The sequence below is a fragment of the Arthrobacter sp. AB6 genome (assembly GCF_031844545.1).
Lineage (GTDB): Bacteria > Actinomycetota > Actinomycetes > Actinomycetales > Micrococcaceae > Arthrobacter.
On the sequence record NZ_JAUZVL010000035.1, the window covers coordinates 1 to 26,920 of the forward strand.

31 protein-coding genes and 1 riboswitch are annotated in these 26,920 nt (G+C 65.8%); of the genes, 15 read left to right on the forward strand and 16 right to left on the reverse strand.

What is annotated here, in order from left to right; all coding sequences use genetic code 11:
* Positions 1 to 41 precede the first annotated feature (41 nt).
* From Q9R30_RS18725 to Q9R30_RS18740, 4 genes are all read right to left on the reverse strand, one after another.
* Positions 42 to 881, reverse strand: a complete 840-nt coding sequence (locus Q9R30_RS18725) for an amino acid ABC transporter permease (RefSeq protein WP_104998523.1) — start codon at positions 879 to 881, stop codon at positions 42 to 44.
* Positions 878 to 1,528: an amino acid ABC transporter permease gene (locus tag Q9R30_RS18730; protein ID WP_104998522.1), complete on the reverse strand. Its 651-nt coding sequence runs from the start codon at positions 1,526 to 1,528 to the stop codon at positions 878 to 880. The genes Q9R30_RS18725 and Q9R30_RS18730 overlap by 4 nt, the downstream gene beginning before the upstream one ends.
* Before the next feature lie 86 nt (positions 1,529 to 1,614).
* Entirely contained in the window at positions 1,615 to 2,502 is an 888-nt protein-coding gene (locus tag Q9R30_RS18735; RefSeq protein ID WP_104998521.1) for a glutamate ABC transporter substrate-binding protein, read from the reverse strand.
* Positions 2,503 to 2,572: 70 nt separating this feature from the next.
* Positions 2,573 to 3,328 carry an amino acid ABC transporter ATP-binding protein gene (locus tag Q9R30_RS18740; RefSeq protein WP_104998520.1) on the reverse strand — a complete coding sequence of 252 codons (756 nt, stop codon included), beginning with the start codon at positions 3,326 to 3,328 and terminating at the stop codon, positions 2,573 to 2,575.
* Positions 3,329 to 3,432: 104 nt separating this feature from the next.
* On the opposite strand from Q9R30_RS18740, the gene Q9R30_RS18745 reads away from it, so the two are divergent.
* The 4 genes from Q9R30_RS18745 to Q9R30_RS18760 all read left to right on the forward strand — a co-directional run bounded on the left by Q9R30_RS18745 (position 3,433) and on the right by Q9R30_RS18760 (position 6,311).
* The gene (locus Q9R30_RS18745) at positions 3,433 to 4,215 is read left to right on the forward strand and encodes a TIGR00730 family Rossman fold protein (protein WP_104998519.1); all 783 of its coding nucleotides are present in this window, start codon (positions 3,433 to 3,435) and stop codon (positions 4,213 to 4,215) included.
* Between the two features lie 49 nt (positions 4,216 to 4,264).
* Positions 4,265 to 4,648 (forward strand): DivIVA domain-containing protein, encoded by a 384-nt coding sequence (locus tag Q9R30_RS18750; RefSeq protein ID WP_104998518.1) that lies wholly within the window; start codon positions 4,265 to 4,267, stop codon positions 4,646 to 4,648.
* A complete protein-coding gene (locus tag Q9R30_RS18755) occupies positions 4,645 to 5,910 on the forward strand; it encodes a hypothetical protein (protein WP_199775253.1) in 1,266 nt (421 codons plus the stop codon). Before Q9R30_RS18750 ends, Q9R30_RS18755 begins: the two co-directional genes overlap by 4 nt.
* A 233-nt stretch (positions 5,911 to 6,143) precedes the next feature.
* Entirely contained in the window at positions 6,144 to 6,311 is a 168-nt protein-coding gene (locus Q9R30_RS18760; RefSeq protein ID WP_009357720.1) for a DUF3117 domain-containing protein, read from the forward strand.
* A gap of 57 nt (positions 6,312 to 6,368) precedes the next feature.
* Here the strand turns inward: Q9R30_RS18760 and Q9R30_RS18765 are convergent, their stop codons facing one another.
* Entirely contained in the window at positions 6,369 to 7,001 is a 633-nt protein-coding gene (locus tag Q9R30_RS18765) for an O-methyltransferase (RefSeq protein WP_104998517.1), read from the reverse strand.
* Positions 7,002 to 7,227: 226 nt separating this feature from the next.
* Between Q9R30_RS18765 and sigE the strand changes: the two genes are divergently transcribed.
* From sigE to Q9R30_RS18780, 3 genes are all read left to right on the forward strand, one after another.
* A complete protein-coding gene (gene sigE / locus Q9R30_RS18770; protein ID WP_104998516.1) occupies positions 7,228 to 7,842 on the forward strand; it encodes an RNA polymerase sigma factor SigE in 615 nt (204 codons plus the stop codon).
* An 88-nt stretch (positions 7,843 to 7,930) separates the two neighbouring features.
* The gene (locus Q9R30_RS18775; RefSeq protein WP_311218531.1) at positions 7,931 to 8,704 is read left to right on the forward strand and encodes an anti-sigma factor; all 774 of its coding nucleotides are present in this window, start codon (positions 7,931 to 7,933) and stop codon (positions 8,702 to 8,704) included.
* 69 nt (positions 8,705 to 8,773) lie between these two features.
* Complete coding sequence (locus Q9R30_RS18780) at positions 8,774 to 9,181, forward strand: Sec-independent protein translocase TatB (RefSeq protein WP_311218532.1); 408 nt, start codon at positions 8,774 to 8,776, stop codon at positions 9,179 to 9,181.
* Positions 9,182 to 9,188: 7 nt separating this feature from the next.
* Here Q9R30_RS18780 and Q9R30_RS18785 read toward each other — a convergent pair whose 3' ends face one another.
* Genes Q9R30_RS18785 through Q9R30_RS18795 form a run of 3 tightly spaced genes read right to left on the reverse strand, consistent with a single transcriptional unit; the run spans position 9,189 to position 12,296 of the window.
* Positions 9,189 to 10,331 (reverse strand): Mrp/NBP35 family ATP-binding protein, encoded by a 1,143-nt coding sequence (locus Q9R30_RS18785; RefSeq protein ID WP_104998513.1) that lies wholly within the window; start codon positions 10,329 to 10,331, stop codon positions 9,189 to 9,191.
* The gene (locus Q9R30_RS18790; RefSeq protein WP_311218542.1) at positions 10,331 to 10,981 is read right to left on the reverse strand and encodes a DUF1003 domain-containing protein; all 651 of its coding nucleotides are present in this window, start codon (positions 10,979 to 10,981) and stop codon (positions 10,331 to 10,333) included. Before Q9R30_RS18790 ends, Q9R30_RS18785 begins: the two co-directional genes overlap by 1 nt.
* 31 nt (positions 10,982 to 11,012) lie before the next feature.
* Entirely contained in the window at positions 11,013 to 12,296 is a 1,284-nt protein-coding gene (locus Q9R30_RS18795) for a magnesium transporter MgtE N-terminal domain-containing protein (RefSeq protein WP_104998511.1), read from the reverse strand.
* 77 nt (positions 12,297 to 12,373) lie between these two features.
* Here Q9R30_RS18795 and Q9R30_RS18800 point away from each other — a divergent pair, with 77 nt between their 5' ends.
* Complete coding sequence (locus Q9R30_RS18800; protein WP_311218533.1) at positions 12,374 to 13,279, forward strand: general stress protein; 906 nt, start codon at positions 12,374 to 12,376, stop codon at positions 13,277 to 13,279.
* Between the two features lie 71 nt (positions 13,280 to 13,350).
* On the opposite strand, the gene Q9R30_RS18805 is transcribed toward Q9R30_RS18800, so the two are convergent.
* A complete protein-coding gene (locus Q9R30_RS18805; RefSeq protein ID WP_311218534.1) occupies positions 13,351 to 14,937 on the reverse strand; it encodes an aminopeptidase P family protein in 1,587 nt (528 codons plus the stop codon).
* Positions 14,938 to 15,077: 140 nt separating this feature from the next.
* On the opposite strand from Q9R30_RS18805, the gene Q9R30_RS18810 reads away from it, so the two are divergent.
* Positions 15,078 to 15,932, forward strand: coding sequence for a PHP domain-containing protein (locus Q9R30_RS18810; protein WP_311218535.1), 855 nt, complete (start codon positions 15,078 to 15,080; stop codon positions 15,930 to 15,932).
* Between the two features lie 82 nt (positions 15,933 to 16,014).
* On the opposite strand, the gene Q9R30_RS18815 is transcribed toward Q9R30_RS18810, so the two are convergent.
* Both Q9R30_RS18815 and Q9R30_RS18820 read right to left on the reverse strand, forming a co-directional pair.
* A complete protein-coding gene (locus tag Q9R30_RS18815; RefSeq protein ID WP_311218536.1) occupies positions 16,015 to 16,887 on the reverse strand; it encodes a DNA methyltransferase in 873 nt (290 codons plus the stop codon).
* 8 nt (positions 16,888 to 16,895) lie between these two features.
* Entirely contained in the window at positions 16,896 to 18,599 is a 1,704-nt protein-coding gene (locus Q9R30_RS18820) for a DEAD/DEAH box helicase (protein WP_311218537.1), read from the reverse strand.
* A 26-nt stretch (positions 18,600 to 18,625) separates the two neighbouring features.
* On the opposite strand from Q9R30_RS18820, the gene Q9R30_RS18825 reads away from it, so the two are divergent.
* Complete coding sequence (locus Q9R30_RS18825; protein ID WP_157241710.1) at positions 18,626 to 18,766, forward strand: hypothetical protein; 141 nt, start codon at positions 18,626 to 18,628, stop codon at positions 18,764 to 18,766.
* Between the two features lie 137 nt (positions 18,767 to 18,903).
* Here the strand turns inward: Q9R30_RS18825 and Q9R30_RS18830 are convergent, their stop codons facing one another.
* Both Q9R30_RS18830 and thiE read right to left on the reverse strand, forming a co-directional pair.
* Positions 18,904 to 20,409, reverse strand: a complete 1,506-nt coding sequence (locus tag Q9R30_RS18830) for an RNB domain-containing ribonuclease (RefSeq protein ID WP_311218538.1) — start codon at positions 20,407 to 20,409, stop codon at positions 18,904 to 18,906.
* Positions 20,410 to 20,484: 75 nt separating this feature from the next.
* On the reverse strand, positions 20,485 to 21,240 hold the full coding sequence (thiE, locus tag Q9R30_RS18835; RefSeq protein WP_311218539.1) for a thiamine phosphate synthase: 756 nt from the start codon (positions 21,238 to 21,240) through the stop codon (positions 20,485 to 20,487).
* Between the two features lie 28 nt (positions 21,241 to 21,268).
* Positions 21,269 to 21,386, forward strand: a riboswitch (TPP riboswitch).
* On the opposite strand from thiE, the gene thiO reads away from it, so the two are divergent.
* The 4 genes from thiO (at position 21,381) to Q9R30_RS18855 (ending at position 24,148) form a co-directional block, all read left to right on the forward strand.
* Positions 21,381 to 22,709 (forward strand): glycine oxidase ThiO, encoded by a 1,329-nt coding sequence (gene thiO, locus Q9R30_RS18840; protein ID WP_311218540.1) that lies wholly within the window; start codon positions 21,381 to 21,383, stop codon positions 22,707 to 22,709. Its footprint overlaps the riboswitch before it by 6 nt.
* Entirely contained in the window at positions 22,706 to 22,942 is a 237-nt protein-coding gene (thiS, locus tag Q9R30_RS18845; RefSeq protein WP_104998502.1) for a sulfur carrier protein ThiS, read from the forward strand. The genes thiO and thiS overlap by 4 nt, the downstream gene beginning before the upstream one ends.
* Before the next feature lie 5 nt (positions 22,943 to 22,947).
* The gene (locus Q9R30_RS18850) at positions 22,948 to 23,763 is read left to right on the forward strand and encodes a thiazole synthase (protein WP_311218541.1); all 816 of its coding nucleotides are present in this window, start codon (positions 22,948 to 22,950) and stop codon (positions 23,761 to 23,763) included.
* A gap of 43 nt (positions 23,764 to 23,806) precedes the next feature.
* Positions 23,807 to 24,148 (forward strand): 4a-hydroxytetrahydrobiopterin dehydratase, encoded by a 342-nt coding sequence (locus Q9R30_RS18855; protein ID WP_234005392.1) that lies wholly within the window; start codon positions 23,807 to 23,809, stop codon positions 24,146 to 24,148.
* Positions 24,149 to 24,237: 89 nt separating this feature from the next.
* On the opposite strand, the gene Q9R30_RS18860 is transcribed toward Q9R30_RS18855, so the two are convergent.
* From Q9R30_RS18860 to Q9R30_RS18870, 3 genes are all read right to left on the reverse strand, one after another.
* Positions 24,238 to 24,540, reverse strand: coding sequence for a hypothetical protein (locus tag Q9R30_RS18860; RefSeq protein WP_104998500.1), 303 nt, complete (start codon positions 24,538 to 24,540; stop codon positions 24,238 to 24,240).
* A gap of 40 nt (positions 24,541 to 24,580) precedes the next feature.
* Positions 24,581 to 24,805: a DUF3107 domain-containing protein gene (locus tag Q9R30_RS18865; RefSeq protein ID WP_104998499.1), complete on the reverse strand. Its 225-nt coding sequence runs from the start codon at positions 24,803 to 24,805 to the stop codon at positions 24,581 to 24,583.
* Positions 24,806 to 24,868: 63 nt separating this feature from the next.
* Positions 24,869 to 25,534: a TetR/AcrR family transcriptional regulator gene (locus Q9R30_RS18870; protein ID WP_104998498.1), complete on the reverse strand. Its 666-nt coding sequence runs from the start codon at positions 25,532 to 25,534 to the stop codon at positions 24,869 to 24,871.
* Positions 25,535 to 25,617: 83 nt separating this feature from the next.
* Between Q9R30_RS18870 and moeB the strand changes: the two genes are divergently transcribed.
* Entirely contained in the window at positions 25,618 to 26,817 is a 1,200-nt protein-coding gene (moeB, locus tag Q9R30_RS18875; RefSeq protein ID WP_104998497.1) for a molybdopterin-synthase adenylyltransferase MoeB, read from the forward strand.
* The last annotated feature ends 103 nt before the right edge of the window (positions 26,818 to 26,920 follow it).

Below are 26,920 nucleotides of genomic sequence, written 5' to 3' on the forward strand. Positions count from 1 at the left end.
CACTGCAGGTCCGGGCCATCGTTGTAGGAAACTGGAACTGTTTACGGTACCGGTGCCTCGGCCTTTTCGGGTTCAGCCTTGGCCACACCACCGGCTGCCTTCTTGGAGCCGCGGCGCTCGATCCACACTGCGAGGCGGGAAACGCAGATGTTGATGGCGATGTAGATTGCGGCCGCCACAAAGAAGATGGGGAACAGGAACTGCGTCCCCAGGAAGTCCGCCATCACCTGGACAGCGCGCAGGAGCTCGCCGTACGCCACGATGTAGCCGAGCGAGGTGTCCTTCAGCAGGACCACCATCTGCGCCACCAGGGAAGGCATCATGCGGCGGATCGCCTGCGGAAGCTCGACCAGCATGCGGGACTGGAAACTCGTCAGGCCGATGGCCAGCCCGGCTTCACGTTGCCCTTTCGGCAGCGACTGGATGCCGGCCCGGATGATTTCGGCAAACACTGCTGAGTTGTAGAGCACCAGGCCGGTGACAACAGCAATGAACGGCGAGGTACCGAAGCCCAGCAGGACGAACAGCATCATCAGGACCACGGGCATGCCGCGGAGGAACTCCAGCACCACCCGGGTGGGGATCCTGATGAAGGCCGCGTCAGAGATGCGCAGCAGGCAGAGGAGCAGCCCCAGGGGGAAGGCGATAACGGCCGCCAGGGCTGCTGCGCTCAGGGTGGCGCCGAGGCCGTTGGCCAGGAGCGTCCACACGTCGCCGCGGGTGAAGATCTGCCAGCGCCGGCCTTCGAAAATGCCCTGCTGCGCGAGGGTCATGACAATCCACGCCAGCAGCCCGAGGATCAGCACGGAGCCGGCGATCGAAGCGATCAGGGAGACGCGCCGGGCCTTGGGGCCGGGAACGTCATAAAGGACTGAGCTCATCGGGCAATCGCCACCTTTCGTTCCACCGTGCTGGCCAGGATGCCCAGCGGAACGGTGAGGAGCAGATAGAAGAACGCAGTACCCAGCAGCACCGCGATGACGGCGTCACCGTTGGCGTTGGCCAGTTGCCGGCCGTAGCCGAAGAGTTCCAGGACAAAGAACGCGCCGGCCACGGACGAGTTCTTCACCAGGGCGATCAGGATGTTGATCAGCGGCGGGATCACCGTCCTCAAGGCCTGCGGCAGGATGATGAGGGACAGCACCTGGCCGAACTTCATGCCAATACTGCGGGCGGCCTCAGCCTGTCCCACCGGAACACTGTTGACACCAGAGCGGACAGCTTCGGCGATGAACGCTGCGGTGTAGGTACTGAGGGCAATGATCGCGGCAATCTCGAACTGCTCAAATTTGACCCCGAGGCGGGGGAGCACGACGGCCGCGAAGAAAAAGGCGATGGTCAGGGGTGTGTTCCGGAGAACCTCGACGTAGACGGTGCTGAAGCCGCGGAGGGCAGCAACCGGAGAAACCCTGGCAGCCGCAAGGAGCGTGCCCAGCACGAGCGCGATGATCCCGGATACGGCTGAAAGAAAGAGGGTGCGGAGAAAACCGTTCCAGTACAGGGGCAGGTTTTCAAGAATGACGTCCATGTGATCCTTCGGCTCTGGGAGTGGACGGAAGGGAAGGCGTGGCGTTGCCGGGACCGGCGGACCGGTCCCGGCAACGAACGGGCCGCCTAGTAGCGGTTGATTGCGGGCAGGCTGGGCGCAGTCTTAATGACAGTGCCGGCGGTTGCCTCCCAGGCCTTCTTGTAGCTTCCGTCCTTTTCGAAGGACTCCAGCTGGTCATTGATCCAGTTGCGGAACTCGGTGTCGTCCTTCTTCAGGCCGATGCCGTAGGGCTCCTTGGTGAACGTTTCGTCGGAGGCCAGCTTGAAGGCGTCCGGTTCCTTGTCCACGAAGCCGGCGAGGATGACGTTGTCGGTGGTGACCGCTTCAACCTGCTTGTTGCGCAGCGGTTCCAGGCATGCGGAGTAGGTTGCCGCGGGGACCAGCTCTGCCCCGTACTTCTCCACGATGGTGGCGGCCGGCGTCGAACCCGTCACGGAGCAGACCTTCTTGCCCTTTACGTCTTCAGGCTTCTTGATGGAGTCGTTGTCCTTGTTCACCATGAGGGCCTGTCCGGCCTCGTAGTACGGCCCGGCGAAGCTGACTACCTGCTTGCGCTTGTCGTTGATGGTGTACGTGGCGATCACCAGGTCCACCTTGCCCTGCTCGATGAAGGGTTCGCGGTTGGCGGAGACGGTCTCGGACCATTCGATCTTGTCAGCGGCGATGCCCAGCTTGGCGGCGATCAGCTTGCCGATTTCGACGTCGAACCCGACCGGCTTGCCGTCCAGGCCCACCTGGCCGAAGAGCGGCTGGTCGAACTTGGTTCCGATTTTGATGCTGCCTGCCTTGGAGAGCTTCTCCATGGTGGTGCCGGCAGCGAAGGACGGCTTCTCGGCCACAGTGGGATCGGCCGTGGTGCCCGTGCCGCCTCCGCCGCAGGCGCTCAGGGACAGGGCGAGGGCAGCGGTAGCCGCCACGAAGAATGATTTCCGCCGGGTCATAAATGCCTTCATGACATTCCTTTCATTGATGGCCGTGGGTCACGGCCTCGGTGCGAACTGGGAGTGCTTGTTCAGGTGCGAATCAGTGCGTCAGGAGCTTGGAGAGAAAGTCCTTGGCACGTTCGCTCTTCGGGTTGGTGAAGAATTCTTCCGGGGTGGCGTCTTCGACAATCTGGCCGTCGGCCATAAAGACGACGCGGTCCGCGGCCTTGCGGGCAAAGCCCATCTCGTGCGTGACCACAATCATGGTCATGCCCTCCTTGGCCAGTTGGACCATGACGTCCAGGACCTCGTTGATCATTTCCGGGTCCAGAGCCGAAGTGGGCTCATCAAACAGCATGACCTTCGGCTTCATTGCCAAAGCCCGTGCGATGGCCACGCGCTGCTGCTGGCCGCCCGAGAGCTGCGCCGGCAGTTTGGGGGCCTGGTGGCCTACGCCGACGCGTTCAAGCAAGGCCATGGCGTCCTTGTCCGCCGTGGCCTTGGCGACGCCCTTGACCTTAATGGGTCCGAGCGTCACGTTCTCCAGGATGGTTTTGTGGGCAAAGAGGTTAAAGGACTGGAAGACCATTCCGACGTCGGCGCGGAGCTGGGCGAGTTCCTTGCCTTCCTCCGGAAGCACTTTCCCGTCGATGCTGATGGTTCCGGCCTCGATGGTCTCCAGGCGGTTGATGGCACGGCAGAGGGTGGACTTACCGGAGCCGGAGGGCCCGATGACCACAACAACCTCGCCCTTGCGGACCTGCAGGTTGATGTCCTTCAAAACATGCAGCTGGCCGTAGTGCTTATTTACGCCGTTCAGGGAGACAAGGGCATCTCCGGGCACATGAGTAGTCATAAGAAAGAATCTAGCGAACAACATCTGTTTATGACGCGAATCACCGCAACTTCCTGCGGATCGTGATTCAAGAGATACCTCCCGCGGGAGGTTAGCCTTGGTGAATGAGCATCAACGCAGATCCGGCCAGAAATTCCCAGCCGCGCCGTAAGGGCCCCCTTGAACTTCGCCGCAAGCAGGCGGCCGTGGACATGTCTGACCAGCATCTGCTCGACACCAAGGGTCCCGGGCAGTTTGTCCACACTGACCCCTGGCGTGTCCTGCGCATCCAGAGCGAGTTCGTGGAAGGCTTCGGTGCCCTGGCGGACATCGGCAAGGCCGTGAGCGTCTTCGGTTCGGCGCGCACCAAACCCGGCAGCCCCTACTACGAAATGGGTGTGGAAGTGGGGCGGAAACTGGCCGAGGCGGGCGTTGCCGTCATCACCGGCGGCGGTCCCGGATCCATGGAAGCCGCCAACCGCGGCACTGTTGAAGGCAATGGCGTGTCCGTGGGCCTGGGCATCGAACTTCCCTTTGAGCAGGGCCTGAACCAGTGGGTGGACCTGGGCATCAATTTCAGGTATTTCTTTGCCCGCAAAACCATGTTCGTCAAGTACGCGCAGGGGTTCATCGTCCTGCCCGGAGGCCTGGGCACGCTCGACGAACTTTTTGAGGCAATGGTGCTGGTGCAGACGCGAAAGGTGACGTCGTTCCCCATCGTGCTGCTCGGCGTCGAATTCTGGGGTCCCATGATCGAGTGGATCAGGGGAACCCTGGTGGCGGAAGGCATGGTCTCCGAAAAGGACCTGGACCTGATCCAGGTGGTGGATGATCCAGCTGAAGCGGTGGACCGGGTGCTCCACGTTGCCATCACCCCCTCGCTTAACGGGGAGCAGCGGCCGGAGTAGCCCGAGCGTCCGGACGGCGACGCCCCATCCCGTCTGGCACGATGGAACGGTGAGCTTTTTTCTGGTTTTCCTGGCCATGGCGCTGATTGGGGTGGTCTTCTGGATCGGCCTGGGGCTGCGTTCCGGCAAAACGGGCGCAGGACTCCTGCCCGGATTGCCCGGCGCCGGTTTCGAGCAGCCGCCAGCCAACCTTCCTCCGGTCCTGCTGCCCGCACAGGCAGCCCCGGAGGACATTGACCGCGTGCGTTTCTCCCTTGGCCTCCGTGGCTACCGGATGGACCAGGTGGACCAGGTCCTGGATGAGCTGCGGGACCAGCTCGCCTCCAAACAGCAGGAAATCGACGGGCTTCGGGCAGCGCTGGTGGCTATGGCAGCTCCGCGTGGACCGGAATCCGACGGACACAGCACTGCGCCTCATGAGGACCCGCTGTGAGCACGGTGGCACGGCGCCAGGCAGGATTTGTCCCGACCCTTCAGGCGTTGGCCGCACAGGCCTGGCGGGCCATCCAAGGCTGGACATGGTGGCTGCAGGTTACCGCTATCTACTTCGCAGCCCGGCTGGTCAGCGCCGGCATCTTCATGGCTGCCGCTTTGCACCAGGGGCCCAATCCATGGTTCCCCGCCAAGCCGGATTACTGGAACTTCATCAACATCTGGGATGCGCGCTGGTACGGCCAGGTCATCGCCAGGGGCTATCCCTCCGTCCTGCCGACTGATGCTGCCGGCAATGTCCAGGAAAACGCGTGGGCCTTCTATCCGTTGTTTCCTGCGCTGGCCGGAGGCCTCAGCGGACTGACCGGACTTGTCCCCGCTGCCTCGCTGACCATCATCGCCATGCTGGCCGGGTGGGGAGCGGCCCTGGTTGTCTACATCCTCTTCCGGCACAAGGCCGCCCATGCTTCCGCCTTATGGGGAGTGGCCTTCTTTGCCACCTTCCCGGTGTCCGCCATCCTCCAGGTGCCTTACGCCGAGTCCTTGTCGCTGCTGCTGCTCGCGGCAGCATTGCTGCTGGTGGTCCGCAGGCAGTACCTGTGGTCCATCCCGGTGGTGGTGCTCCTGTGCCTGTCCCGTCCGGTGGGTGTCCCGTTCGCGGCCATGCTCGGGCTGCTCCTCCTGCGCCACCTGTGGGAGCGGTTCGGGTCCCGCCCGGCCGTCAACGGGCAACGGAAAGGAACCCACTCAAACGGCGACCTCGCGGCGCTGGCCGCCCTCACCGCCGTCGGCGGGGCGATGGCGCTTGCCTGGCCCGCCGCCGCCTGGGCAGCAACAGGCGATATCCAGGCGTATACAAAGACGGAAACCGTGTGGCGGGGCCACGACCTGGTGCCGTTCAAGCCTTGGTTCGATACCGGCGTCGACCTCTTTGGCCCGGTCCTGGGCCTGCTGGCGCCGTTCGTCTTCGTGGCACTTTTCGGCGCCATGCTGTTCCTGCCGCCCGTGCGGCAGCTCGGCGTTGAGCTCCGGCTGTGGTGCGCCTGCTACATGGGCTACCTGGTGGTGTTCCTGCATCCGCAGACCAGTACCTTCCGCATGCTCCTGCCGCTGTTTCCGCTCGCGCTGGGTGCGGTTTTGGTATCCGGCTCGCGGGCCTACCGGTGGACCATGGTCATCATGTTCCTGCTGCTGCAGATTGTCTGGATCGTGTGGTTGTGGGCCTGGGCCCAATTGCCCGGCGGCGGGGATTATCCACCCTAGCCTTTTGGACTTTCGTGCAGGTCAGGACTCAAATAGCAAGACGTTGGAAATGTCCATCGATTAGCTACGTGCGGGTAATTCCGCGATAATGGTAAGTAAGCAAGGACAAAAAGCATTCAGAGTACGCTCAGCCTTGGCGGTGTCCATCCACTCCGCCATAGCGGCTTGATCGACATGCGGACACAGCCCGCCCGGGCTGATCAGTCCTGGGACAAAATGGAGGGGAATTCCTCATGGCGGCTATGAAACCACGCACCGGCGACGGCCCAATGGAAGTCACCAAGGAGGGCCGCAGCCTGATCATGCGCGTCCCGCTCGAGGGCGGCGGGCGCCTGGTGGTCGAGCTGAACGCTGCCGAAGCAGCAAACCTCAAGGAATGCCTCGTCGGCGTTACCGAATAATCGTGCCGCTCAGGGCCCGCAGCCGGCAGGCTGCGGGCCCTGAGCGTATCTTCGTGCCTACTTCTTGACCGCTACCAGCAGCCCGTCGCCGGTGGGAAGCATGGCGGACGCAAGCCTCTCGTCGTCGCGGATTGCCTTACCGATTTGGCGCAAGACCACTGTGGTGGCTTCACGGCCGGCGGGGTTGGCAACCTTGTCCTTGTCCAGCGCGTCATTGATGATCAATAGGCCGGAGGGCTTCAGGAGCCGGATGGCCTGCTCAACATAGCCCGGGAGCCCTGGTTTGTCGGCGTCGATGAACACCAGGTCGTAGGCGTTGTCGGTCAGGCGCGGCAGGACGTCACCGGCCCTTCCGGAAATGGTGCGGGTGCGGTTGGCCGGGCTGCCTGCCTCGGAAAATGCCTCGCGGGCGGCCTTGAGGTGCTCCACGTCCACATCGATGGTGGTGAGGACGGACTGCGGGCCGAGGCCACGGAGCAGGCAGACGCCGGAGACCCCGGCGCCGGTCCCGATTTCGACGGCGGTCTGGGCTTTGGACGCGGCCGCCAGCACGGTCAGGACTGCGCCCACCCCCGGTCCAACCGGTGTGACACCCAGCTCGAAGGAGCGCTCCCGGGCCCGAAGCATGACCTCATCCTCAGCGGGCAGATCTTCTGCATAGGACCAGCTGGTGGACTTGTCGGCGCTCATGGGTTTCGCTTTCTGGGCGGCAGGGGAATGTCCTTTACAGCCTACTGTGTCCGGTGGCAACAGCTGCGGAGGCGGGCGGTTGCGCCCACGGCTGAACTTCCGGACAATCAGGAAATTCCCAGACAAGTTTGAAATGATTATTATCCGCTCATCCAAAAGGTGACCGGCGCCGAATCAGTGATGTCAACAGTATCCGGGCGTTAGCATTCCACGAGGGGAGTGGACGATGTCATCTTCAGTAGTGGCACCTGTCCCTGCAGCAAGTCATCCTGATCCGGAGTGGGTCCGTCCCACCTGGGAAGAAGTGGTCACCAACCACTCGGCGAAAGTCTACCGGCTCGCCTACCGCCTGACCGGCAACAAGTACGACGCCGAGGACCTCACCCAGGAAGTGTTCGTCCGCGTCTTCCGCTCACTGGAGAATTTCAAGCCCGGCACCCTGGACGGCTGGCTGCACCGGATTACCACCAACCTCTTCCTGGACCAGGCACGGAGGAAGACCCGGATCAGGTTCGATGCCCTTGCCGAGGACGCTGAGTCGCGGCTTCCCGGCCGTGAACCGGGCCCCGAACAGAGCTTTGAGCTGAACAACCTCGATGTGGACGTCCAGGCCGCGCTGGAGGAACTGCCGCCGGACTTCCGCGCCGCCGTCGTCCTGTGCGACCTTGAAGGGCTGTCCTACGACGAAGTGGCGGAAGCCCTGGGCGTGAAGCTGGGCACCGTCCGTTCCCGGATCCACCGCGGCCGGACCATGCTGCGGGAGAAGCTGGCCCACCGGGATCCGCGTCCGCAGCAGTCGCGCCGGAAACTGTCCATGCCGCGCATCGCCGGGATCCTCTGAACGGCGCATGAGGTCCCGTTCCCCATTCGGACGCAGGCATCAGCGCACCCGCAGCCACCTTCAGTCCTGCCACGAATGCCATTCAGCCGTGCGGCGGGAGCGCCAGTATCTGGAGCGGCTCCGGGATGCTCCCATCCCTCCGGCCAGTGATGACCTGACGGCCCGCCTGCTGGCCCGAACGCAGGAGCTGGCCGCCGTGCCGTCTGCCGACTCTCACCGGCCGGCGTCGTCCCGGAGCGCCGTCCGTGTCCTTGCCCTGGCTGCAGGCGGCAGTGTGGCAGCTGCGGGCGTGCTGGCCGCCGGTGCTTTTGCCGCGGCAGGAGATCCCCTTCCGGGGGACGCCACAGGCAACCAGGCCGCACTCTCCCACGTCTCGTCCCGGACACCTGCGGACGGCAGGCAGCTGACCGGGGAACAGCTCACCCAGTTGCGTTCTGAAGGATGGGCATGCCCCGAGCTTGGAGCGATGGGCTTCCGGCTCGAGTCCGCGAGGGCCACCGTGCTCAATGGCCAGCCGGCAGTGGAGCTGCGGCTGACCGACGGAACCCACCATGCAACGGTGACCGAACAGCGGATCGTCCCGCAGGCCATAACCAGCCAGGACAGCGGCCCCCTGCGGGTGTGGCGGTCCTCGCCGTGGTCGGCAACCTACCGGACGCCCGGCCACACCTTTCTCTACGAGTCCGACTTGCCCGCCGAGGAGGCTGACGATGCCCTGCCTATCCTGCAGCGGCTCGGCACCCAGGCTGAGGAAGGCGTCGCGGCAGGTATCGCGGGTGCCTCCCCGGAAGCGGCGGAGGAACCAATCAGCACGCGGCTGCAACGTGGAGTTAACCGCATCGTTGCCTTTTTCACCCCGTAGAACGCACAGTCACCCGGGCCCCCGGGCGGAAATCGTCACTGGCAGCCCGGAGAGGGTAATCTTCCTAAAGTGTTTGGAATCAACGGCCCGGAGTTCTTTCTTCTGCTGATCATTGGGGTTCTGGTGATCGGTCCCCAGCGGCTGCCCGAATACACCCAGAAACTGGCCAATCTGGTCAAGGAAGTCCGGCGCATGGCGTCCGGTGCCCGTGAGCAGATCAAGGAAGAAGTGGGCATCGACATCGATGATGTCGACTGGAAGAAGTACGACCCCCGCCAGTACGATCCGCGGCGCATCATCAAAGAGGCGCTCCTGGACGACGACTCCAAACCGGTGAGCGCCGGCGCGCCCGCTGCAGTGGCTGCCGTCTCCGGCGCCGCGGCTGTGGCGGCGGAGGCTGCGCCGCGGCCGCCGGAACGGGTGCTCCAGTCCTTGCCCCCCGGCGAGGCCGCGCCCTTCGATACCGAGGCCACGTAGCCGCTTCCTAGCGGGGCTGCAGCCCCAGTTTCATCCCGGCCAGGCCGCGCGGCTTTGCCGCCAGCCGGCCGGCGATGCCGGACAGCGCCGCGGCAGCGGGTGTATCCGCCTGCCCGAGGACAATCGGGACACCGGAATCGCCGCCCTCCCGCAGCCGGATATCAAGCGGTATCTGCCCCAGGAGCGGCACCTCTGCGCCTACCGTTGCCGTCAGCCGCTCGGCGAGGACTGACCCGCCGCCGCTTCCGAACAGTTCCATCCTGCCGCCGTCGGGCATTTCCAGGTAGGACATGTTCTCGATGACGCCGGCCACTTTCTGGCCAGTCTGCGTGGCTATGGCGCCGGCGCGCTCCGCGACGTCGGCAGCGGCAGCCTGCGGTGTGGTGACCACCAGGATTTCGGCTTTCGGCAAGAGCTGGGCCACGGAGATCGCAATGTCACCGGTGCCGGGCGGCAGGTCCAGGAAAAGGGCGTCCAGGTCGCCGAAGTAGACGTCCGTCAGGAACTGCTCAAGGGCGCGGTGGAGCATCGGTCCGCGCCAGGCCACGGGCTGGTTGCCGCTGACGAACATCCCGATCGAGATCACCTTCACGCCATAGGCGACCGGGGGAAGGATCATGTCATCCACGCGGGTGGGCGGTTGGGTGATGCCCATGAGGCCAGGAACCGAAAAGCCGTACACATCCGCGTCCACGATCCCGACCCGCAGGCCCTGGGCGGCGAGGGCGCAGGCAAGGTTGACGGTCACGGAGGACTTTCCCACGCCGCCCTTGCCGCTCGCCACGGCATAGACCCTGGTGAGGGACTCCGGCTGGTTGAAGGGGATGCCGCGCTGGCCGCCGGCGCCGCGGAGCAGCTCCTTGAGGGCATCGCGTTGTTCCTGCGTCATCACCTTGAGTTCAACGTCGACGGCGGCCACTCCCGGGACGGCCAGCAGCGCCTTTGTGGCATCGGCCGTAATGGTGTCCCGGAGCGGGCAGCCGGCAATGGTGAGCAGGACAGCAAGGCTGACCCTGCCGTCGTCGGAAATGTCGACGGACTCAACCATGCCCAGCTCGGTGATGGGGCGGCGGAGCTCGGGATCAATGACCGTGGCCAGGGCAGCGGCGACGGCGTCAGCCAACGCGGGGTTGGCGGTCGATGCGTTCATTAACGGTCCTGGGCGGAGTGGCCGGGCTTAACCCGGGGAATCTGTTGGGTGCGGGGATTCCGCTGGCGGTCACGCTGTTCCTTCAGCTTTTCCCTGATCTTGTCGCGCGGGGATTCGTGCTGCCCCTGCCCGGCAGGATCATGGGTCCGGAGCTCTTCCTGGGCTTCCAGCATGTCTTCCAGCAGGGAGCGCAGCTCGGCACGGACGTAGTCGCGCGTGGCAACCTCACGGAGCGCAATCCGCAGGGACGCGAGCTCCCGGGTCAGGTACTCGGTGTCTGACAGGTTGCGTTCAGCCCGCTGGCGGTCCTGCTGGAGCGAGACGCGGTCGCGGTCGTCCTGGCGGTTCTGCGCCAGCAGCAGCAGCGGTGCCGCGTAGGAGGCCTGCAGGGACAGCATCAGGGTCAGCAGGGTAAAACCGAGGTCGCGGGAATCGAACTGCCAGGCAAGGGGAGCCCACGTATTCCAGGCCAGCCAGATGACCACGAAAACGGTCATGTAGACAAGGAACTGCGGGGTGCCCATGAAGCGGGCGAAGCCTTCCGTGGCATGGCCGAAGGCATCGGGGTCCGGGGAGAACTTGGGCAGGATCCGCTGGCGGCCGCTGAGCGGCGTGTCCAGGCTGCCCTTCGCCGCGGCCTTGGCCGGCATCCGCTGGTTGGGGTTCTTGGGAGCGCTGCTGTCAGCCAATACGGCCACCAAGCCTTCTTATCGGGGCTTCGCCGTCATGGGCTCGCCAGTCATCCGGCAACAGATGATCCAAAACGTCATCAACAGTCACCGCCCCCACAAGCCGACCGGCGTCATTGACCACGGGCAGGGAGTTCAGGTTGTAGGTAGCCAGGGTCCTGGCGACTTCGCTGATGTGCGCCTGGTCCGACAGCGGCTCAAGGTTCTTGTCCACCAGGTTGCCGAGCGGTTCGAACGGCGGGAACCTGAGCAGCTGCTGGATGTGGACCACGCCCAGGAAACGGCCCGTGGGCGTCTCCAGCGGGGGCCTGGCAATGAAGATGGAGGAGGCCAGCGCGGGCGAGAGTTCCTCGCGCCGGACATGCGCCAGCGCCTCGGCCACTGTGGCTTCGGGCGGCAGGATGACAGGCACCGGGGTCATGAGGCCGCCGGCGGTGTCCTCGTCATACTCCAGCAGGCGCCGGACGTCCTCTGCGCCTTCGGGCTCCATCAGTTGGAGCAGCTCTTCGGCCTGGGCGGAAGGGAGCTCGCCGAGGAGGTCGGCGGCGTCATCCGGATCCATCTCCTCCAGGACATCCGCGGCGCGCTGGACGTCCAGGGCAGACAGGATCTCCACCTGGTCGTCCTCCGGGAGCTCCTGCAGGACGTCCGCGAGGCGCTCATCCTGCAGTTCGCTCGCCACTTCGAAACGGCGCTTATCGCTCATTTCCTGCAGGGCCTCCGCGAAGTCCGCGGGCTTGAGGTCTTCATGGTTGGCCACGAACTGGGTGGCGGCCTGCGGCTCGGTGCGCGCGCCCTGGAGGGCGTCAGCCCAGTCGATGATCAGCGTTTCATTGCGGCGAAGCCGGCTCAAGGGGGAAAGGGAGTGGCCGCGCCGGACAAAGAGCTTGCTGACGAACCAGTCCCCGGAACGGGTCTGGTCCATGGCAATGTCCTCGATCGTGGCATCGCCGCTTCCGTCCCGGAGCGTGACGCGGCGGTCGAACATTTCGGCCACCACCAGGGTTTCGGCGCCGCGCTGCTCAAAGCGGCGGAGGTTGACCAGCCCGGTGCAGATGATCTGCGTCTGGTCGATGGAGGTGATCCGGGTCATGGGCACGAACACGCGCTTCTTACCGGGAACTTCGACGACGATGCCCACCACGTGCGGGGCGCCCTGGGTTCCACGGGACAGCACAACAACATCGCGCAGCCGGCCCAGCCGGTCGCCCAGCGGGTCGAAGACGTCGAGGCCCAGAAGGCGCGCCACGAAGACGCGGGTAGGAGTTGTGCTCACTCCTACAGGCTACCGAGTCTGCTCTCTTTTAGCTGAATTTACAGGCGGCACACATGCTCATGGGCAAGAATGGGGGTATGGCAAACATATTTGGTGCTCCCAAGGCCGGCGGGCCCGGCGGAATGGACGAGGCCCGGGCCGTCCCCGCCGGCGACACCGTGGGTTCCTACACCTCCTACCTGGATGCCCAGAAGGCCGTGGATTACCTCGCGGACCAGCAGTTCCCGGTGCACATGGTGTCCATCGTGGGCAACGAGCTGAAGATGGTGGAGCGGGTCACGGGGCGCCTGAGCTATCCCCGGGTTGCCCTGTCCGGAGCGCTGAGCGGCATGTGGTTCGGCCTGTTCGTCGGCGTCATGCTCTCCTTCTTCGCACCGTCACCGGGGTACTTTTCCATCCTCGCGTCGGTGCTGATGGGCGCAGCGTTCTTTATGCTCTTCGGCATCGTCACCTACGCGATGCAGCGGGGCAAGCGCGACTTCACCTCCACCAGCCAGGTGGTGGCCACCAGCTACGACGTCGTGGTGTCGCCGGAAGCCGCACACGAGGCGCGCCGGCTCCTTCAGCAGCTGCCGATGACGCGCTCGGACGCGGCTGCCGGCGGGGGGCCGTATCCCCAGCGTGACTACCAGGGCCAGCCGTACCAACCCCCGCAGCCGGGCCAGGCTCCGGCCCGTCCCTCAGGATGGAGTGACCCCTACGGCCAGTCGTCCGCCGGTTCATCCGTGCAGGAGCAGCCCGGTGACCACGCCGGTGCCGGGCCGCGCCAGGACGCCGCCGTCCAGGAGCAGCCGGCCCCGGCACGGGCTGTGCGCTACCCGGACCTGCCGGACGGCCGGCCCCAGTATGGTGTCCGGCTGCCGCAGGGTCCTGCTGCAGGCCCCGCCCAGCCCCAAAATGAAGAGCACGCGGACCACGGGCAACCCGCCGACGGGCAGCTGGACGCAGACAAGCAGCAGCACCCGGGCGAGACGCGCCAGTAGCGCACACCGGCCAAAGGCAAAAGCGGGGCTACCGGAAAATTCTTCCGGTAGCCCCGCTTTTTCTTCTCCGGCTAGGACTCTTTGGTTCCGTTGGCTTCACGGTAGATCCCGGCCATCCAGTCCTCCACGTCCCCGGCCTTGCGCGGCAGGGCGGCGCTCAGGTTGACCGGCCCGTCGGCCGTCATGAGGATGTCGTCTTCGATCCGGACACCGATCCCGCGGTATTCCTCCGGAATGGCCAGGTCCTCGTTCTTGAAGTACAGGCCGGGTTCGATGGTGAACACCATGCCTTCTGTGAGGATGCCGTCAAGGTAGAGTTCACGCTTGGCCTGGGCACAGTCGTGGACATCGAGCCCCAGGTGGTGGCTGGTGCCGTGCGGCATCCACCGGCGGTGCTGCTGGCCCTCGGGGCTGATGGCTTCCTTTACCGTGACGGGCAGCAGGCCCCACTCGGCAAGCCGTTCAGCCAATACCGTCGTTGCCGCTGTGTGGATGTCGCGGAACTTGACGCCGGGCTGCGCGGCGGCAAAACCGGCGTCGGCAGCATCCAGCACTGCTTCGTAGACCTTGCGCTGGATGTCGCTGAACACGCCACTGGCGGGAAGGGTCCGCGTGATGTCTGCCGTGTACAGGGAATCCGCTTCCACTCCGGCGTCCAGCAGCAGGAGCTCGCCGGCGTGGATCTTCCCGGTGTTGCGCGTCCAGTGCAGCACGGTTGCGTTGTTGCCTGAAGCGGCGATCGTGTCGTATCCGAGTTCGTTCCCGACTTCGCGCGCACGGGCAAAGAACGCGCCTTCCACCACCCGCTCACCGCGGGCATGAGTGAGGGCGCGGGGAAGGACCTTGACCACTTCCTCGAAACCTTCAACGGTGGCGGCCACGGCGAGTTTCATCTGCTCGATCTCCCAGCTGTCCTTGAGCAGGCGCAGTTCGGAGAGGGCTTCGCTCAGCTTCTCGTCGAGGGCATCGAGGACCTCGAGGTCCAGGTTCTCCGGGTCCTTTGCCGTGTTGTAGCGGGCGGTGTCCACCAGTGCATCGATGTTCTCGTCCACTTTCCGGACCAGGCGGATGGAAACGCCGCCGATCTCCGGGGCGCCCACATCCTTGGTGATTGCAGTCTCGAGCTGGTCGATGTGGGCCGTCGCGAGGCCCAGGCGTGCTTCGAACTCAGCCAGTGTGGGGCGGGCGCCGATCCAGAATTCACCCGAACGGGAGTCTGCATAGAACTGCTCTGTGTCCCTCCCCGCCAAGGGCCGGAAGTACAGTGTGGCACGGTGGTTGCCGCCGTCGTCGCCCTTTCCTTCCTCCGCCGGCTCCAGGATCAACACCGCGTCAGGCTCGTGGTCCAGGCCCAGCCCGGTGAGGTGGGCAAAACCGGAGTGGGGGCGGAAACGGTAATCGCAGTCGTTGGAGCGGACCTTCAGCGGGCCGGCGGGGATGACCAGGCGTTCACCTTTGAACTGGCTGGAGATGGCCTTGCGCCGGGCCGCGGCGTAGCCGGCCACTGCGTCGCGCTCGGGGAGTTCCTGGCGGGAGGGTGCCCAGTTGCTGGCCATAAAGGCCTTGAAGGCGTCGGAACTGGGCCGCTGGGAGCGGTTGTTGACGCGCTCGTCCAAGGGCTGGGAAGCAGAGTTCGGGGTGTTTTCGGCATCGTTCACGGGACCATCGTCTCACCAGCTCCGCGGCTGCGCGAACAGGCGGAGCACCGGCTGGGCCGGTTCCGCAGGAGGTGTGTCCGCCGACATGGGTTGCGGCCGGGCATACGCGGGGTGAACTCAAGGTCAACTAGTCTGGACAGGTGAGGATCGACCTGCATGCCCACTCCAATGTTTCCGACGGTACCGAGAATCCGGCAGACGTCATGGCGTCCGCTGCCCGCGCCGGCCTGGACGTGATAGCGCTGACGGACCATGACTCCACTGCCGGCTGGGACGAAGCCTCCCTGGCAGCTGTTGAGCACGGTGTTGCCCTGGTACCGGGGATGGAGGTTTCCTGCCGGACGGAGGAGGGCATCAGCGTGCACCTCCTGAGCTACCTCCACGATCCGAAGCATCCGGGGCTCCTTGAGGAAATCACCAAGGCCAAGGACGCCCGGCACACCCGAGCCGAGCGGATGGTCACCCTCCTTGCCGAGGACTACCCCCTCACCTGGGATGACGTCATCCATCATGTGGCCCCGGGCGCTACCCTCGGCCGGCCCCACATCGCAGACGCCCTCGTGGCTGCGGGCGTCGTGGAGGACCGTTCGGAGGCGTTTGCCTCCATCCTCACTTCACGGTCGCGCTACTTCATCCAGCACTACGCACCCGCGCCTGCCATCGCCGTCGAACTGGTCCGCGCTGCCGGCGGAGTGCCGGTCTTCGCCCACCCCGTGGCGTCCTCCCGGGGACGCATCGTGGGGGAGCGCGTCTACCAGGAGATGATCGACGCCGGCCTGGCGGGCCTGGAGATCGACCATCGGGACAATCCGGAGGAGGGGCGCGGCTTCCTGCGGCGGCTCGCGGCCAAACATGACCTTCTCATTACCGGCTCGTCGGACTACCACGGCACCGGCAAGCCCAACGTGCTGGGGGAGAACCTCACCTCACCGGACGTCCTCGCCCGGATTGAGGAACTGGGGACGGGTACCAGGGTGGTGCGAGCGGGGGAGTAACCCCGGTGCGAGGGCCCGCGCTGAGGTGAAGTAAGTCGCGCCAAGTGTCGTTTTGAGGGGTCAAAACGACACTTGGCGCTACCTAGTTGGGCGGGAACGCGGCGAGCTCCGCATGGGCACCCAGGCGCTTGGCCATGATGTCGATCGCCGGCTGGTTCTGGTCCACGCACACAAACTTCCGGTCCATCTTGGCCGCCACTGCACCCAGGGTCCCGGAGCCGGCAAAGAAGTCCAGGCACCAGTCGCCGGGACGGCTTGAGGCAGCAACCACCCGGCGGACCAGGCCCTCGGGCTTTTGCGTCGGGTATCCGGTCTTCTCCTTGCCGGTGGGGGAGACGATGGTGTGCCACCAGACGTCCGTGGGCAGTTTCCCCAGCTCGCGCTTGGCGGGCGTCACAAGGCCCGGTGCCATGTACGGCTCGCGGTCCACCTCGGCGCTGTCGAAGTGGTACTTCGCCGGGTTCTTGACATACACCAGGATGTTGTCGTGCTTGGTGGGCCAGCGGTTCTTGGCGCGGGCTCCATAGTCGTACGCCCAGATGATCTCGTTCAGGAAGCACTCCCGGCCGAAGATCGCATCCAGCATCACCTTGGCGTAATGCACCTCGCGGTAATCGAGGTGCAGGTACAGGGTGCCGTCCTCCGCCAGCAGGCGCCACGCTTCCACGAGCCGGGGCTCCAGGAAGGACCAGTAGTCGCTGAACGCATCGTCATACCGGTGGAGCGCTCCCTTGATGGTGTCGTAGGAGCGCCCCTTGAATCCGACGCGGTCGCCGGCGCCGTCCGCATTGGCCACCATGGTGGTCTGCTGGCGCCGTTGGGCCCTGCCGGTGTTGAACGGCGGATCCACATATATCAGCGTGAAGGCGCCGTCCGGCAGCGAGGGAAGGAAGTCCGCGTTGTCTGCGTGGACCACCAGGCTGCTGCCGTCCGGCGCCCAGACAGTGTCAGTCATGGAGGGTTTTAGGCCTCGCTGCTGCCGGGCTGCGTGGCCTTGTCGCCGCCCACTACCTCGCCGTTGCGGCGCCGGGTGCGCGTGCGGGGGCGGCGGGTGCGGGAGGGCTGCTCTGCTTCGCCTGCAGCGGCGTTGCCATCACCGGCAGCAACGGGAGCTGCGGCAGGCTCGGACGTACGACGGCGGCGCTCGCCTGTGCGGGCAGCGGAGTCGCCGCTGCGCCCGCCTTCGCGCCTGCCGCTGCGTTCCCGGTTGTCCCGGTCGCGGCTGTCACGGCCGCCGGAGCGGCCGGCGTCACGGCCTGCGTCGCGGCCCCCGCGGGCGTTCTTCTTGCCCGTTTCGCCCAGGTCTTCCAGGACTTCGGCGTCAACTCCGGCCAGGGTGCGCTTGTCGCGCGGGAGCCGTCCCTTGGTGCCTTCGGGAATGTCCAGGTCTTCAAAGAGGTGCGGGGACGACGAATAGGTCTCCACGGGCTCCGGCACGCTCAGGCCCAGGGCCTTGTTGATCAGTCCCCAGCGGGGCATGTCGTCCCAGTCCACGAAGGTGACGGCGGTGCCCTTGTTGCCGGCGCGGCCGGTGCGGCCCACGCGGTGCAGGTAGATTTTTTCGTCTTCCACGCACTGGTAGTTGATGACGTGGGTGACGTCGTCGACGTCGATGCCGCGCGCGGCGACGTCGGTTGCCACCAGGACGTCCACCTTGTTGTTGCGGAAGGCCCGGAGGGCCTGCTCGCGGGCACCCTGGCCGAGGTCGCCGTGGATGGCGGCGGCCGCGAAGCCCCGGTCCACGAGTTCCTCGGAAACCTTGGCGGCAGTGCGTTTGGTCTTGGTGAAGATGATGGTCCGGCCGCGGCCCCTGGCCTGCAGGATGCGGGCGACGACCTCGATCTTGTCCATGCTGTGGGCGCGGTAGATGAGCTGGCGGATATCGCGCTTGGTGAGGCCTTCATCATCCGGATCCGCCGCACGGATGTGGGTGGGCTGGGTCATGTAGCGCCGGGCCATGGCGATGACCGGGCCGGGCATGGTAGCGGAGAACAGCAGGGTCTGGCGGACGGCCGGTGTTGCTGCGATCAGGGTTTCGACGTCGGGCAGGAAGCCGAGGTCAAGCATTTCGTCAGCCTCGTCCAGGATGACGATCTTTACGTTTTTCAGGCTCAGGTGCTTCTGCTTGTAGAGGTCGATGAGGCGCCCGGGGGTTCCCACCACAACTTCCACACCGTTCTTCAGCGCCTCCACCTGCGGTTCGTAGGCGCGGCCGCCGTAGATGGTGGCGATGCGTGCATTCCGCTTGCGGGATGCAGTCTGCAGGTCGTTGGCCACCTGCACCGCCAGTTCACGGGTGGGAACAATGACCAATGCCTGCGGTGCGCCGGGGACGGCAAGCTTTTCGTAGCCGGCGTCGTCCCGGCCTACAACCCGCTGGAGGGCCGGGATACCGAAACCCAGGGTCTTGCCGGTGCCGGTCTTGGCCTGGCCGATGATGTCGTGTCCGGAGAGTGCCACCGGCAGGGTCATGGCCTGGATGGGGAAGGGGTGGGTGATGCCGGCGTCGGCCAGGGACTCCACGATGTCGGCGCGGACGTTGAAGTCCGCAAAGGACTTCTCCTCAATCTCGTGCGGCTTCTCGTCGGAGATGATGGTTTCTTCGGGCTCAAGCGTTTCGGTGCCGGAGTCGTCCGTCAAAAGCTGGTGGGTATGCAATTCACTCACGGGGAGTTTCCTTATTCATTTGGGCAATGGCGCTGCCTGCTCAACGGGCCGGCCGGCAGGCCGTTCCGGAGCACGCTCAGGCGCGCAAGCAATTCCAGTGGAAGCCGATCGCGGGCTATCTTTATGCTGGCACTGGTGACCAGCGGGTGGTTCTCAAGATCGCGTAGGGGCGGGCTTGTTGGTTTCAAATCAAGGAAATCAACGACCGGGCATCCATTTCTACTCCTTCAGTCTAGCCGCAAGGGCATGGAAATCCGGCTTTTGCCCGCGCTGCGGCCCGGTTATGCCGCAAAACCGCCCCGGTTCACGGCACCTTCGGCACCAGTTCGAAATGCACATCACGCGTGGCGATGTCCGAGGATATGAGGCGCACCCGGACCTTGGTTCCGGCCTCCAGTTCTCCGGCGCAGCGCGCCGTCACTGCAGGTTCGGCGATCTGGATGATCCCGGAGCCGCCGTTGCCGTTCTTGCCCTTGCCGTTGCCGTTCCGGCTTATGGCGCCGTTCCCGTTCTCCTTCTGGGGCTTCGACCCTGAAATGACGATCGCGTCGAACTCCTGTCCGACGTGGTTGATCAGCAGCGCCGCCTCCACGGTGTCCAGCGCCATGCGCTCCATCCGGGATGCCAGCTGGTCCGAGCCGGCCATGATCTCGGGAAGCGACGGCAGTGCATCCCGCACCCACCCGGGCACCTCTCCGCCATTACTCAAGGCCTCGCAGGTGACCAGCACAAAGCGGTCCACCAGGCGGCGAAGCGGGGCGGTGGTATGGGCGTACGCTGCGCCGATGGCGGACTGCACGGCGTCATCCGGGACGGTGCCGTCGAAGGCCGTATAGGCGGCCCCGCGGAAAAGCATCCCCGCGGAGTGGAGGATTGCGAGCTGGCGGGGATGGGTGGGGTCCAGGCTGCGGAGGTATTCGCCGTAGCTGACTTCGCCGTCCCACGGCTTTCCGAGGGCCTCTGTCTGCAGTCGGAAATGGTTCAGGGAACGCTCATCCGGGGCGGGCATGGTGCGCAGGATGCCCACTTTTCCGGCCAGCATGAGCTGCGCGGCTGCCATGCCGGTCATCAGCGATATCTGGGCGTTCCAGTCCTCCACGGGCAGCTGCGGTGCGGCGGCAATCCGGTAGCCGCCGTCGGGAAGCTGGACAATCTCCTGGTCCGGCATGTTCAGGCTGGCACCATCCCGGGCACGCTCCAGTTCCACGCGCTTGAGGCCCACTTCTTTGAGGAGGAGCAGCACAGGGGAGGGGCTGCCGCCGTCAAGTTCCGCCTGGGCGCCCTTGTAGCTGAGCTTGGCGCGGCTGCGCATCCGGGCACGCCGCACCGTGACGGCAGTGACCTCCGCATCACCGTCAAGACGGAAGTCCCACACGAACGCGGAACAGTCCTGTCCCGGAAGGAGGCTTCCCGCCCCCTCGCTGATCACTTCCGGATGCAGCGGGATGCGGCCGTCCGGCGTGTAAAAGGTCTGTCCCCGGCGCCGCGTCTCAGCGTCCAGCGGGCCGCCCGGGGCAACGAACGCCGGCACGTCGGCGATGGCGTAGAGAACGTGGTAGCCGCCGCCGTCGCGCTCGATGAACAGCGCCTGGTCCAGGTCGGTGGACGACGCGGGATCGATGGTGATGAATTCAACGGACGTCAGATCATGGGACGGCAGCTGCAATGCGGACACGGCGGCCTCGGCGTCCTTCACGGCATCGTCAGGGTACGCGCCCGGCAGTTCAAGCTCACTCCGGAGCGCGCCCAACGCCGCTTCGAGGGCATTGGTGTGCTCGTGGACACTGGGGGCCAGCCGATGATGTGACACGAAAATCAGCGTAGCCCGAATTTCGTCAATAGTGCACGGAAGCGGCCCGGAGAGGCACAGCCGTCCGGTGCGGGGTTATGGGCGGGCGCCGTCCAGGGCGCTGCGGAGCGAGGCAGCGGCCGCGGCCGGATCATCAGCCTCAGTAATGGCCCGGACCACCACGATCCGGCGTGCGCCGGCTTCCACCACCTCTTCAACATTGGAGTGGTCGATGCCGCCGATCGCGAACCAGGGCACACCGCCGTCAAACGTGTCCTCCTGCCCTTCCGCCCCTGCAACAGCAGCGGCGGCGTACCTCACCAGGTCAAGCCCGACGGCGGCCCGTCCGGGCTTGGTGGGAGTTGCCCAGAGCGGCCCCACGCAGAAGTAGTCCAGCGCCGAGGGGCCGGCGGCGGCAGCCAGGGCGGCGTCCACCTGCTCCGGGCTGTGGCTTGACAGGCCGATGGCCGCGTTGCCGTTCAACAGCGTCCGGGCCGCCTTGAGGGGCAGGTCCTTTTGGCCGATGTGGAATACCGGGGCTCCGGACAACACTGCGACGTCCGCCCTGTCATTCACCGCCCACAGCCGGCCGTGGCGCACCGCCGATTCCTTGAGTACGGCCAGGAGCTCCAGCTCCTCGGCGGCTTCGATGGACTTGTCCCGCAGCTGGATGATGTCCACCCCGCCTGCGAAGGCGGCATCGACGAACTGCCCGAAATCGCCCTGTTCCCGGCGCGCGTCCGTGCAGAGGTAAAGGCGCGCGGCCTGCACGCCGGAACCGCCTCCGGCTTTGAGAAAGGCGTTTGTAGCAGGGACGGGGGATGCAGCGGCAGGAGGGCGGGACACATTCATGGGTGCCAGCCTAGTTCCTCTACACTTGGCCTCGTACTGCGGGAGCCGCGGCAGCTGTCATAAAGCGCCGGGCTGAGAGGGCGTCAGAGCCGACCGCTTGACCTGATCCGGCTAATACCGGCGTAGGGAAGGAGACACTCATGCCCAATGCGCTCGAAGCCCCGTACCGGCCCGCGCCCGGCCCTTCACTGGAGGCCGACGTTGCGGTCATCGGCGGGGGAGTCATCGGCCACGGCATCGCCTGGGAGGTGAGAAGGTCCGGGCATTCAGCGGTGGTCATCGATGACGCCCCCGGATCCGGTGCCAGCTGGGCCGCGGCGGGGATGCTTGCCCCGGTGAGCGAGCTGCACTACCAGGAGGAGGACCTCCTGGAACTCATGCTGGAGGCCTCCGGGCGCTGGCCGGGTTTTGCCGCAGGCCTCGCCGCGGCCGCCGGTTCGGATCCCGGGTATCTTACGACGCCGACCCTCGCCCTGGGTGCCGACGCCGCGGACCGGCAGGCGCTGCTGGACCTGCGCGGGGTGCAGCAGGCCAACGGGCTGACGGTTGAGCCCCTCACCATCCGTGAAGCCCGGCGCCGGGAGCCGCTGTTGAGCCCGGCCATTGCCTCGGCGCTGGATACACCGGCGGACCACCAGGTGGATCCCCGGCTGCTGGTGGCCTGCCTCCGCCGTGCCCTGGCCCGGCACATGGGCGGAACCGGGAGCGGCGGAAGCTTCGTGGCCGGCGCCGCCGAGGGCTACGCCGTTCCGGACCGGGCAGCGGGCCTGCTCTGGCGGGACGGAGCCGTCGCCGGCGTCACGCTGGAGGGCGGAGGAACGGTGGCGGCCAGGGAGACCGTAGTGGCCAACGGACTGCACGCCGCGGCCCTCACCGGGCTGCCGGAAAACCTGCACCTGCCCTTGCGCCCGGTCCACGGTGACATCCTTCGCCTCGCCGTCCCCGCCCACCTCCAGCCGCTGCTGACCTCCACCGTCCGCGGACTGGTCCGCGGGATCCCTGTGTACATCGTCCCCCGGCAGGACGGCACCGTGGTGATCGGGGCAACGCAGCGTGAGGACGCACTGGGGAAGAAGGACAGCGGGACCAGCGCCGGGGCAGTGTCGGCAGGGGGCGTCTACCAGCTGCTGCGCGACGCCCAGGTCCTGGTGCCTGCGGTCGCAGAACTTGAGCTGCTGGAATGCACAGCCCGGGCCCGTCCCGGCACGCCTGACAACGCCCCGCTGCTCGGGCGGGTCCCCCTGGAGGACGGCCCTGCAGGTCAAAGCCACGTGGAAGGGCTGATCATTGCCACCGGCTTCTTCCGCCACGGCGTCCTCCTCACCCCGGCAGCGGCCGCGATATGCCGGGACCTGCTCGAAGGCAGGGCGGACCCCCGCTGGGCCCCCTTCAATCCCGGCCGCTTTTCCGGCGCCGCTGTTCGGCCTGCTGCAGCGGCCACCCCACCCAACCCCAAGGAGACAGCATGAACATCACCCTGAACGGAACCGGACATACAGTCGCCGACGGCGCATCCATCACCACGCTCGTCACCGAGGTCACCGGCCGCGCACTGGCGGCTGACGGCCAGGCCACCGATGGCCGGAAGCTGGGCGTCGCCGTGGCGCGCAACGCCCACGTGGTGCCACGGAGCCAGTGGTTTGCCACCGCACTCACCGAGGGTGACGACGTCGAACTTGTCACGGCAGTACAGGGAGGCTGACCCCCATGACGGAAACCCGCAGCACCCTCGCCGGCACCCGGCCGGACCTTCATGACCCCCTGGTGATCGACGGCGTCGCGCTCGGATCCCGGCTCATCATGGGCACCGGCGGCGCGCCCAGCCTGGAGGGCCTTGGCGCCGCGCTCCTGGCTTCCGGCACCTCGCTCACCACCGTGGCCATGCGGCGCTATTCACCCCATGAGGCCGGCTCGCTTTTCCAGCTGCTCGTGGACCACGGCATCAAGGTCCTCCCTAACACGGCGGGGTGCTTCACAGCCCGGGACGCTGTCCTCACCGCGGAGCTTGCCAGGGAGGCCTTGGAAACCGACTGGGTGAAGCTGGAAGTCATCGCTGATGAACACACCCTCCTGCCGGATGCCGTGGAACTCGTGGACGCCACCGAACAGCTGGTCAGCCGGGGCTTCAAGGTTTTCGCGTACACCAATGACGACCCCGTCCTGGCGCTTCGGCTCGAGAACCTGGGAGCCACCGCGGTCATGCCGCTCGGCTCGCCCATTGGCACCGGCCTGGGCATCCTTAACCCGCACAACATCGAGCTCATCGTGTCCCGGGCCTCGGTTCCGGTGGTGCTGGATGCGGGCATCGGTACCGCATCCGACGCCGCCCTGGCGATGGAACTCGGATGTGACGCCGTGCTCCTGGCCACGGCGGTGACCCGGGCACAGGATCCGGCCATGATGGGCGCGGCCTTCAAGCATGCCGTCATCGCAGGTAGGCTGGCGAAAGCGGCAGGTCGCATACCTCGCCGTGAACACGCGCTGGCGTCGTCGGCGATGGAAGGCCGGGCCGAGTTCTTGTAGGCCCCGCTGTCCACCGGCTGGCGCCTTGACTCAAGGAGCAGCAGTGGCCGGCAAAGACGCCCTTCCCCCGGAACGAGTCGACGAAGCCTTGGCTGGACTGCCTGATTGGCGGGCCGACAATGGCGGATTGGTCACTGTCTTCAAGATGCCGACGGCGGTTGCCGCACTTGAGCTGATTGCCGCCGTCGGACGTCTGGCCGAGGAACAAAACCACCATCCCGACCTCGACTGGCGTTACAACCGCGTCTTTATCCGCTACACGTCCCACGACGCAGGGGGACAGGTGACTGACCGGGACATCGCGGCAGCTGCGGGAGCAAGTGAAGCTGCGGCAGCGTCGGGGGCCGTTGCCGAGCCGGCGAAGTACGTGCCCGGGCGCCAGTAGCCTCGTCACCAACAACTGGTCCCTAAGGAGCAATGGCCGCCACCCCTTACGGGATGGCGGCCACTGCTGCCGGTTGCCTTGCGCCGGCCCTACGCCCGGAGGATCGCCGTAAGCCTTTCCGCGTCCCGGCGCGCACGCGTGCGGCCGAGGTACACCGCTGCCCCTGTTGCGGCGCCTGCGCCCAGCACGATTGGCAGGACCCACGGCATCCACGTCAGCCCCGGCAGGTAGCCGAACCCGGCCGCCACCAGGATGGTCCAGCTCAAGGCCGCCACTCCCACGGCGACCCCGGCGGGCAGGCCTGCACCATACTTGGCATGCCGCTTGTCGTTGGCCCAGACAATGAAGCCTGCCGCGGCGGCGGCCAGTACAACGATGGTCAGCGAAAGCATGGTTCTCCTCGAGCTGCGGACGGGGTTCTGTGGCCGGGCGCTAGAACTGGCCGAAACCTACGCGCCGTGCCTCTTCTGCACCGATTTCCACGTAGCCAAGCGCGCCGCCGGGAACAATGATCAGGCGTCCCTTTTCATCTTTCAGTCGCAGTTCGTTGCCCGTTGTGATCGCTTCCCCCACGACCTTGGCCACAGAATCCGCGTCCTCGGTTGATTCGAGCACAATTTCGCGGGCAACGTTCTGAACGCCGATCTTAATCTCCACAGGGGCCTCCCAGCCAGTCAAAGTTTCTCGTGCTTCTCTACGAGGTGTTGTCTTATTTGTAGTCTAGGACTCTTTGGGGAAGCGAGAGATTCCGCGCCAAGCTAAACGGTAGATGAGGTCGCTGGCCACATTGATGTCCAGGTTGCCGTCAGTTTCCAGCCAGTACCTGGCGCTGACCTGGGCCATCCCTGCCAGCCCCCGGCCCAGCAGCTGTGCCTCGAGATGGGGGAGCTTGGTGTCCTCGGCGATGACGCGTGCGATGGCATCGGCGAACGTCCTGTTGAAAGTCTCCAGCCGCGAGCTGACGTCGGGGTCGTTGATCAGGTCGGATTCAAACACCAGCCGGTGGGCCTGGTCATCGCTGGCGATGAACTGGAAGTAGGCACGCATGACGGCCTGCACGCGCTCGTCATTATCGGTGGTGGAGTTCAGGGCGCCCAGCATCAGTTCGGTAAGCGAGGCCAGATGGCTTTCCAGCAAGGCGAGGTACAGCTCGCGCTTTGACGGAAAGTGCTGGTACAGGACAGGTTTGCTGACGTGCGCCGTCTCGGCGATCTCGTCCATGGCCGCACCGTGGTACCCATTGGCCACGAACACTTCCTGGGCTGCGTTGAGGAGCTGCGCGCGCCGCTCGTCACGCGGAAGCCGGGCGGACCGCTGCCCTGCGGGACGCGGGGGAGTTTGCGGTTCGGCGGCTGACGGGCGGTCAGCCCGTGCTTCATGGACCACAGTTGTCCTACTTTCCGTTGCTGTTACTTCCACTTTACTGCGGGGTAATATGACCCGGCAGTATCCGGGGGATACATTGAAGTATGGCTTCGACATTCACCGCAAATGTTTCACCTGTGTCATTGGATCCGCTGGTGGAACCGGGCCCGGACCTTACCCCGGACGAGGTGGAACGCTATTCGCGGCACCTCATCATCCCTGAGATCGGCTCGCTGGGTCAGCGGCGGCTCAAGAATGCCAAAGTGCTGGTGATCGGCGCCGGCGGGCTCGGCTCCCCGGCGCTCCTGTACCTTGCCGCTGCCGGCGTCGGGACGCTGGGAATTATCGACGACGATGCCGTTGACCTCAGCAACCTGCAGCGCCAGGTCATCCATGGGGTGGCGGATGTGGGCCGCCCCAAGATCGAGTCCGCCCGCGACGCCATCGCCGCCCTCAACCCCTTGGTGGACGTGCGGCTGCACAATGTCCGGCTCGACGCGTCCAACGCCCTTGAACTGTTTGCCGGGTACGACCTGATCCTCGACGGCGCGGACAACTTCGCCACCCGCTACCTGGTCAACGACGCCGCCGCCATCCTGGGCAAACCCTACGTCTGGGGTTCCATCTTCCGGTTCGACGGCCAGGTGAGTGTCTTCTGGGAAAAGCACGGGCCCACCTACCGGGACCTCTACCCTGAGGCGCCGCCGGCAGGCTCGGTGCCCTCGTGCGGCGAGGGCGGTGTGTTCGGCATGCTGTGCGCTGCCGTTGGATCGCTCATGGTGACGGAGGCAGTCAAGCTGATTACCGGCGTCGGACGTTCCCTGTTGGGCCGTGTGGCGCTGTTCGACGCCTTGGGCGGAAGCTGGCGCGAGATCCGTGTTTCAAAGGACCCCGCGGCCGCGCCCATCACGGGGCTGGCCGACTACGAGGCGTTCTGCGGCGTTACGCCGGCGGTCCCCTCCGGCACGGAGCACACTGTCACGGCCGCCCAGCTGGCTACCATGCTCGCCGCGCGCAAGGCGGGGCTGAAGGACTTTGAACTGGTGGATGTCCGCGAATCGGGGGAGTACGACATCGTCCGGATCGACGGCGCGAAGCTCATCCCGCAGGGCCGGATCCTTGCCGGCGAGGCGTGGAATGAGCTCCCCCGGGACAGGGACATTGTGTTCCACTGCAAGGCGGGGTCGCGTTCGGCCAACGTCCTTGCCGCGGCGCGGAAGGCAGGCTACCAGCGGGTGAGCCATCTCGACGGCGGCATCCTCGCCTGGGTGCGCGAGGTGGAACCCCACAAGCCCGTCTACTAAACCCCCAGACGCTCTCTCACTTGACGTGCCTTTTGGCAGGACGCTCTCTCACTTAACGCGCCGTTTTGATGGACGCTCTCTCACTTAATGTGCCTTCCAGCAC

Bases quoted from the DNA above. Each gene is read 5' to 3' on its own strand.
- Q9R30_RS18725 (WP_104998523.1), bottom strand. From the start codon at position 881: ATGAGCTCAGTCCTTTATGACGTTCCCGGCCCCAAGGCCCGGCGCGTC.
- Q9R30_RS18730 (WP_104998522.1), bottom strand. From the start codon at position 1,528: ATGGACGTCATTCTTGAAAACCTGCCCCTGTACTGGAACGGTTTTCTC.
- Q9R30_RS18735 (WP_104998521.1), bottom strand. From the start codon at position 2,502: ATGAAGGCATTTATGACCCGGCGGAAATCATTCTTCGTGGCGGCTACC.
- Q9R30_RS18740 (WP_104998520.1), bottom strand. From the start codon at position 3,328: ATGACTACTCATGTGCCCGGAGATGCCCTTGTCTCCCTGAACGGCGTA.
- Q9R30_RS18745 (WP_104998519.1), top strand. From the start codon at position 3,433: ATGAGCATCAACGCAGATCCGGCCAGAAATTCCCAGCCGCGCCGTAAG.
- Q9R30_RS18760 (WP_009357720.1), top strand. From the start codon at position 6,144: ATGGCGGCTATGAAACCACGCACCGGCGACGGCCCAATGGAAGTCACC.
- Q9R30_RS18765 (WP_104998517.1), bottom strand. From the start codon at position 7,001: ATGAGCGCCGACAAGTCCACCAGCTGGTCCTATGCAGAAGATCTGCCC.
- sigE (WP_104998516.1), top strand. From the start codon at position 7,228: ATGTCATCTTCAGTAGTGGCACCTGTCCCTGCAGCAAGTCATCCTGAT.
- Q9R30_RS18785 (WP_104998513.1), bottom strand. From the start codon at position 10,331: ATGAACGCATCGACCGCCAACCCCGCGTTGGCTGACGCCGTCGCCGCT.
- Q9R30_RS18790 (WP_311218542.1), bottom strand. From the start codon at position 10,981: ATGCCGGCCAAGGCCGCGGCGAAGGGCAGCCTGGACACGCCGCTCAGC.
- Q9R30_RS18800 (WP_311218533.1), top strand. From the start codon at position 12,374: ATGGCAAACATATTTGGTGCTCCCAAGGCCGGCGGGCCCGGCGGAATG.
- Q9R30_RS18815 (WP_311218536.1), bottom strand. From the start codon at position 16,887: ATGACTGACACTGTCTGGGCGCCGGACGGCAGCAGCCTGGTGGTCCAC.
- Q9R30_RS18825 (WP_157241710.1), top strand. From the start codon at position 18,626: ATGGCGCTGCCTGCTCAACGGGCCGGCCGGCAGGCCGTTCCGGAGCAC.
- thiE (WP_311218539.1), bottom strand. From the start codon at position 21,240: ATGAATGTGTCCCGCCCTCCTGCCGCTGCATCCCCCGTCCCTGCTACA.
- thiO (WP_311218540.1), top strand. From the start codon at position 21,381: ATGCCCAATGCGCTCGAAGCCCCGTACCGGCCCGCGCCCGGCCCTTCA.
- thiS (WP_104998502.1), top strand. From the start codon at position 22,706: ATGAACATCACCCTGAACGGAACCGGACATACAGTCGCCGACGGCGCA.
- Q9R30_RS18850 (WP_311218541.1), top strand. From the start codon at position 22,948: ATGACGGAAACCCGCAGCACCCTCGCCGGCACCCGGCCGGACCTTCAT.
- Q9R30_RS18860 (WP_104998500.1), bottom strand. From the start codon at position 24,540: ATGCTTTCGCTGACCATCGTTGTACTGGCCGCCGCCGCGGCAGGCTTC.
- moeB (WP_104998497.1), top strand. From the start codon at position 25,618: ATGGCTTCGACATTCACCGCAAATGTTTCACCTGTGTCATTGGATCCG.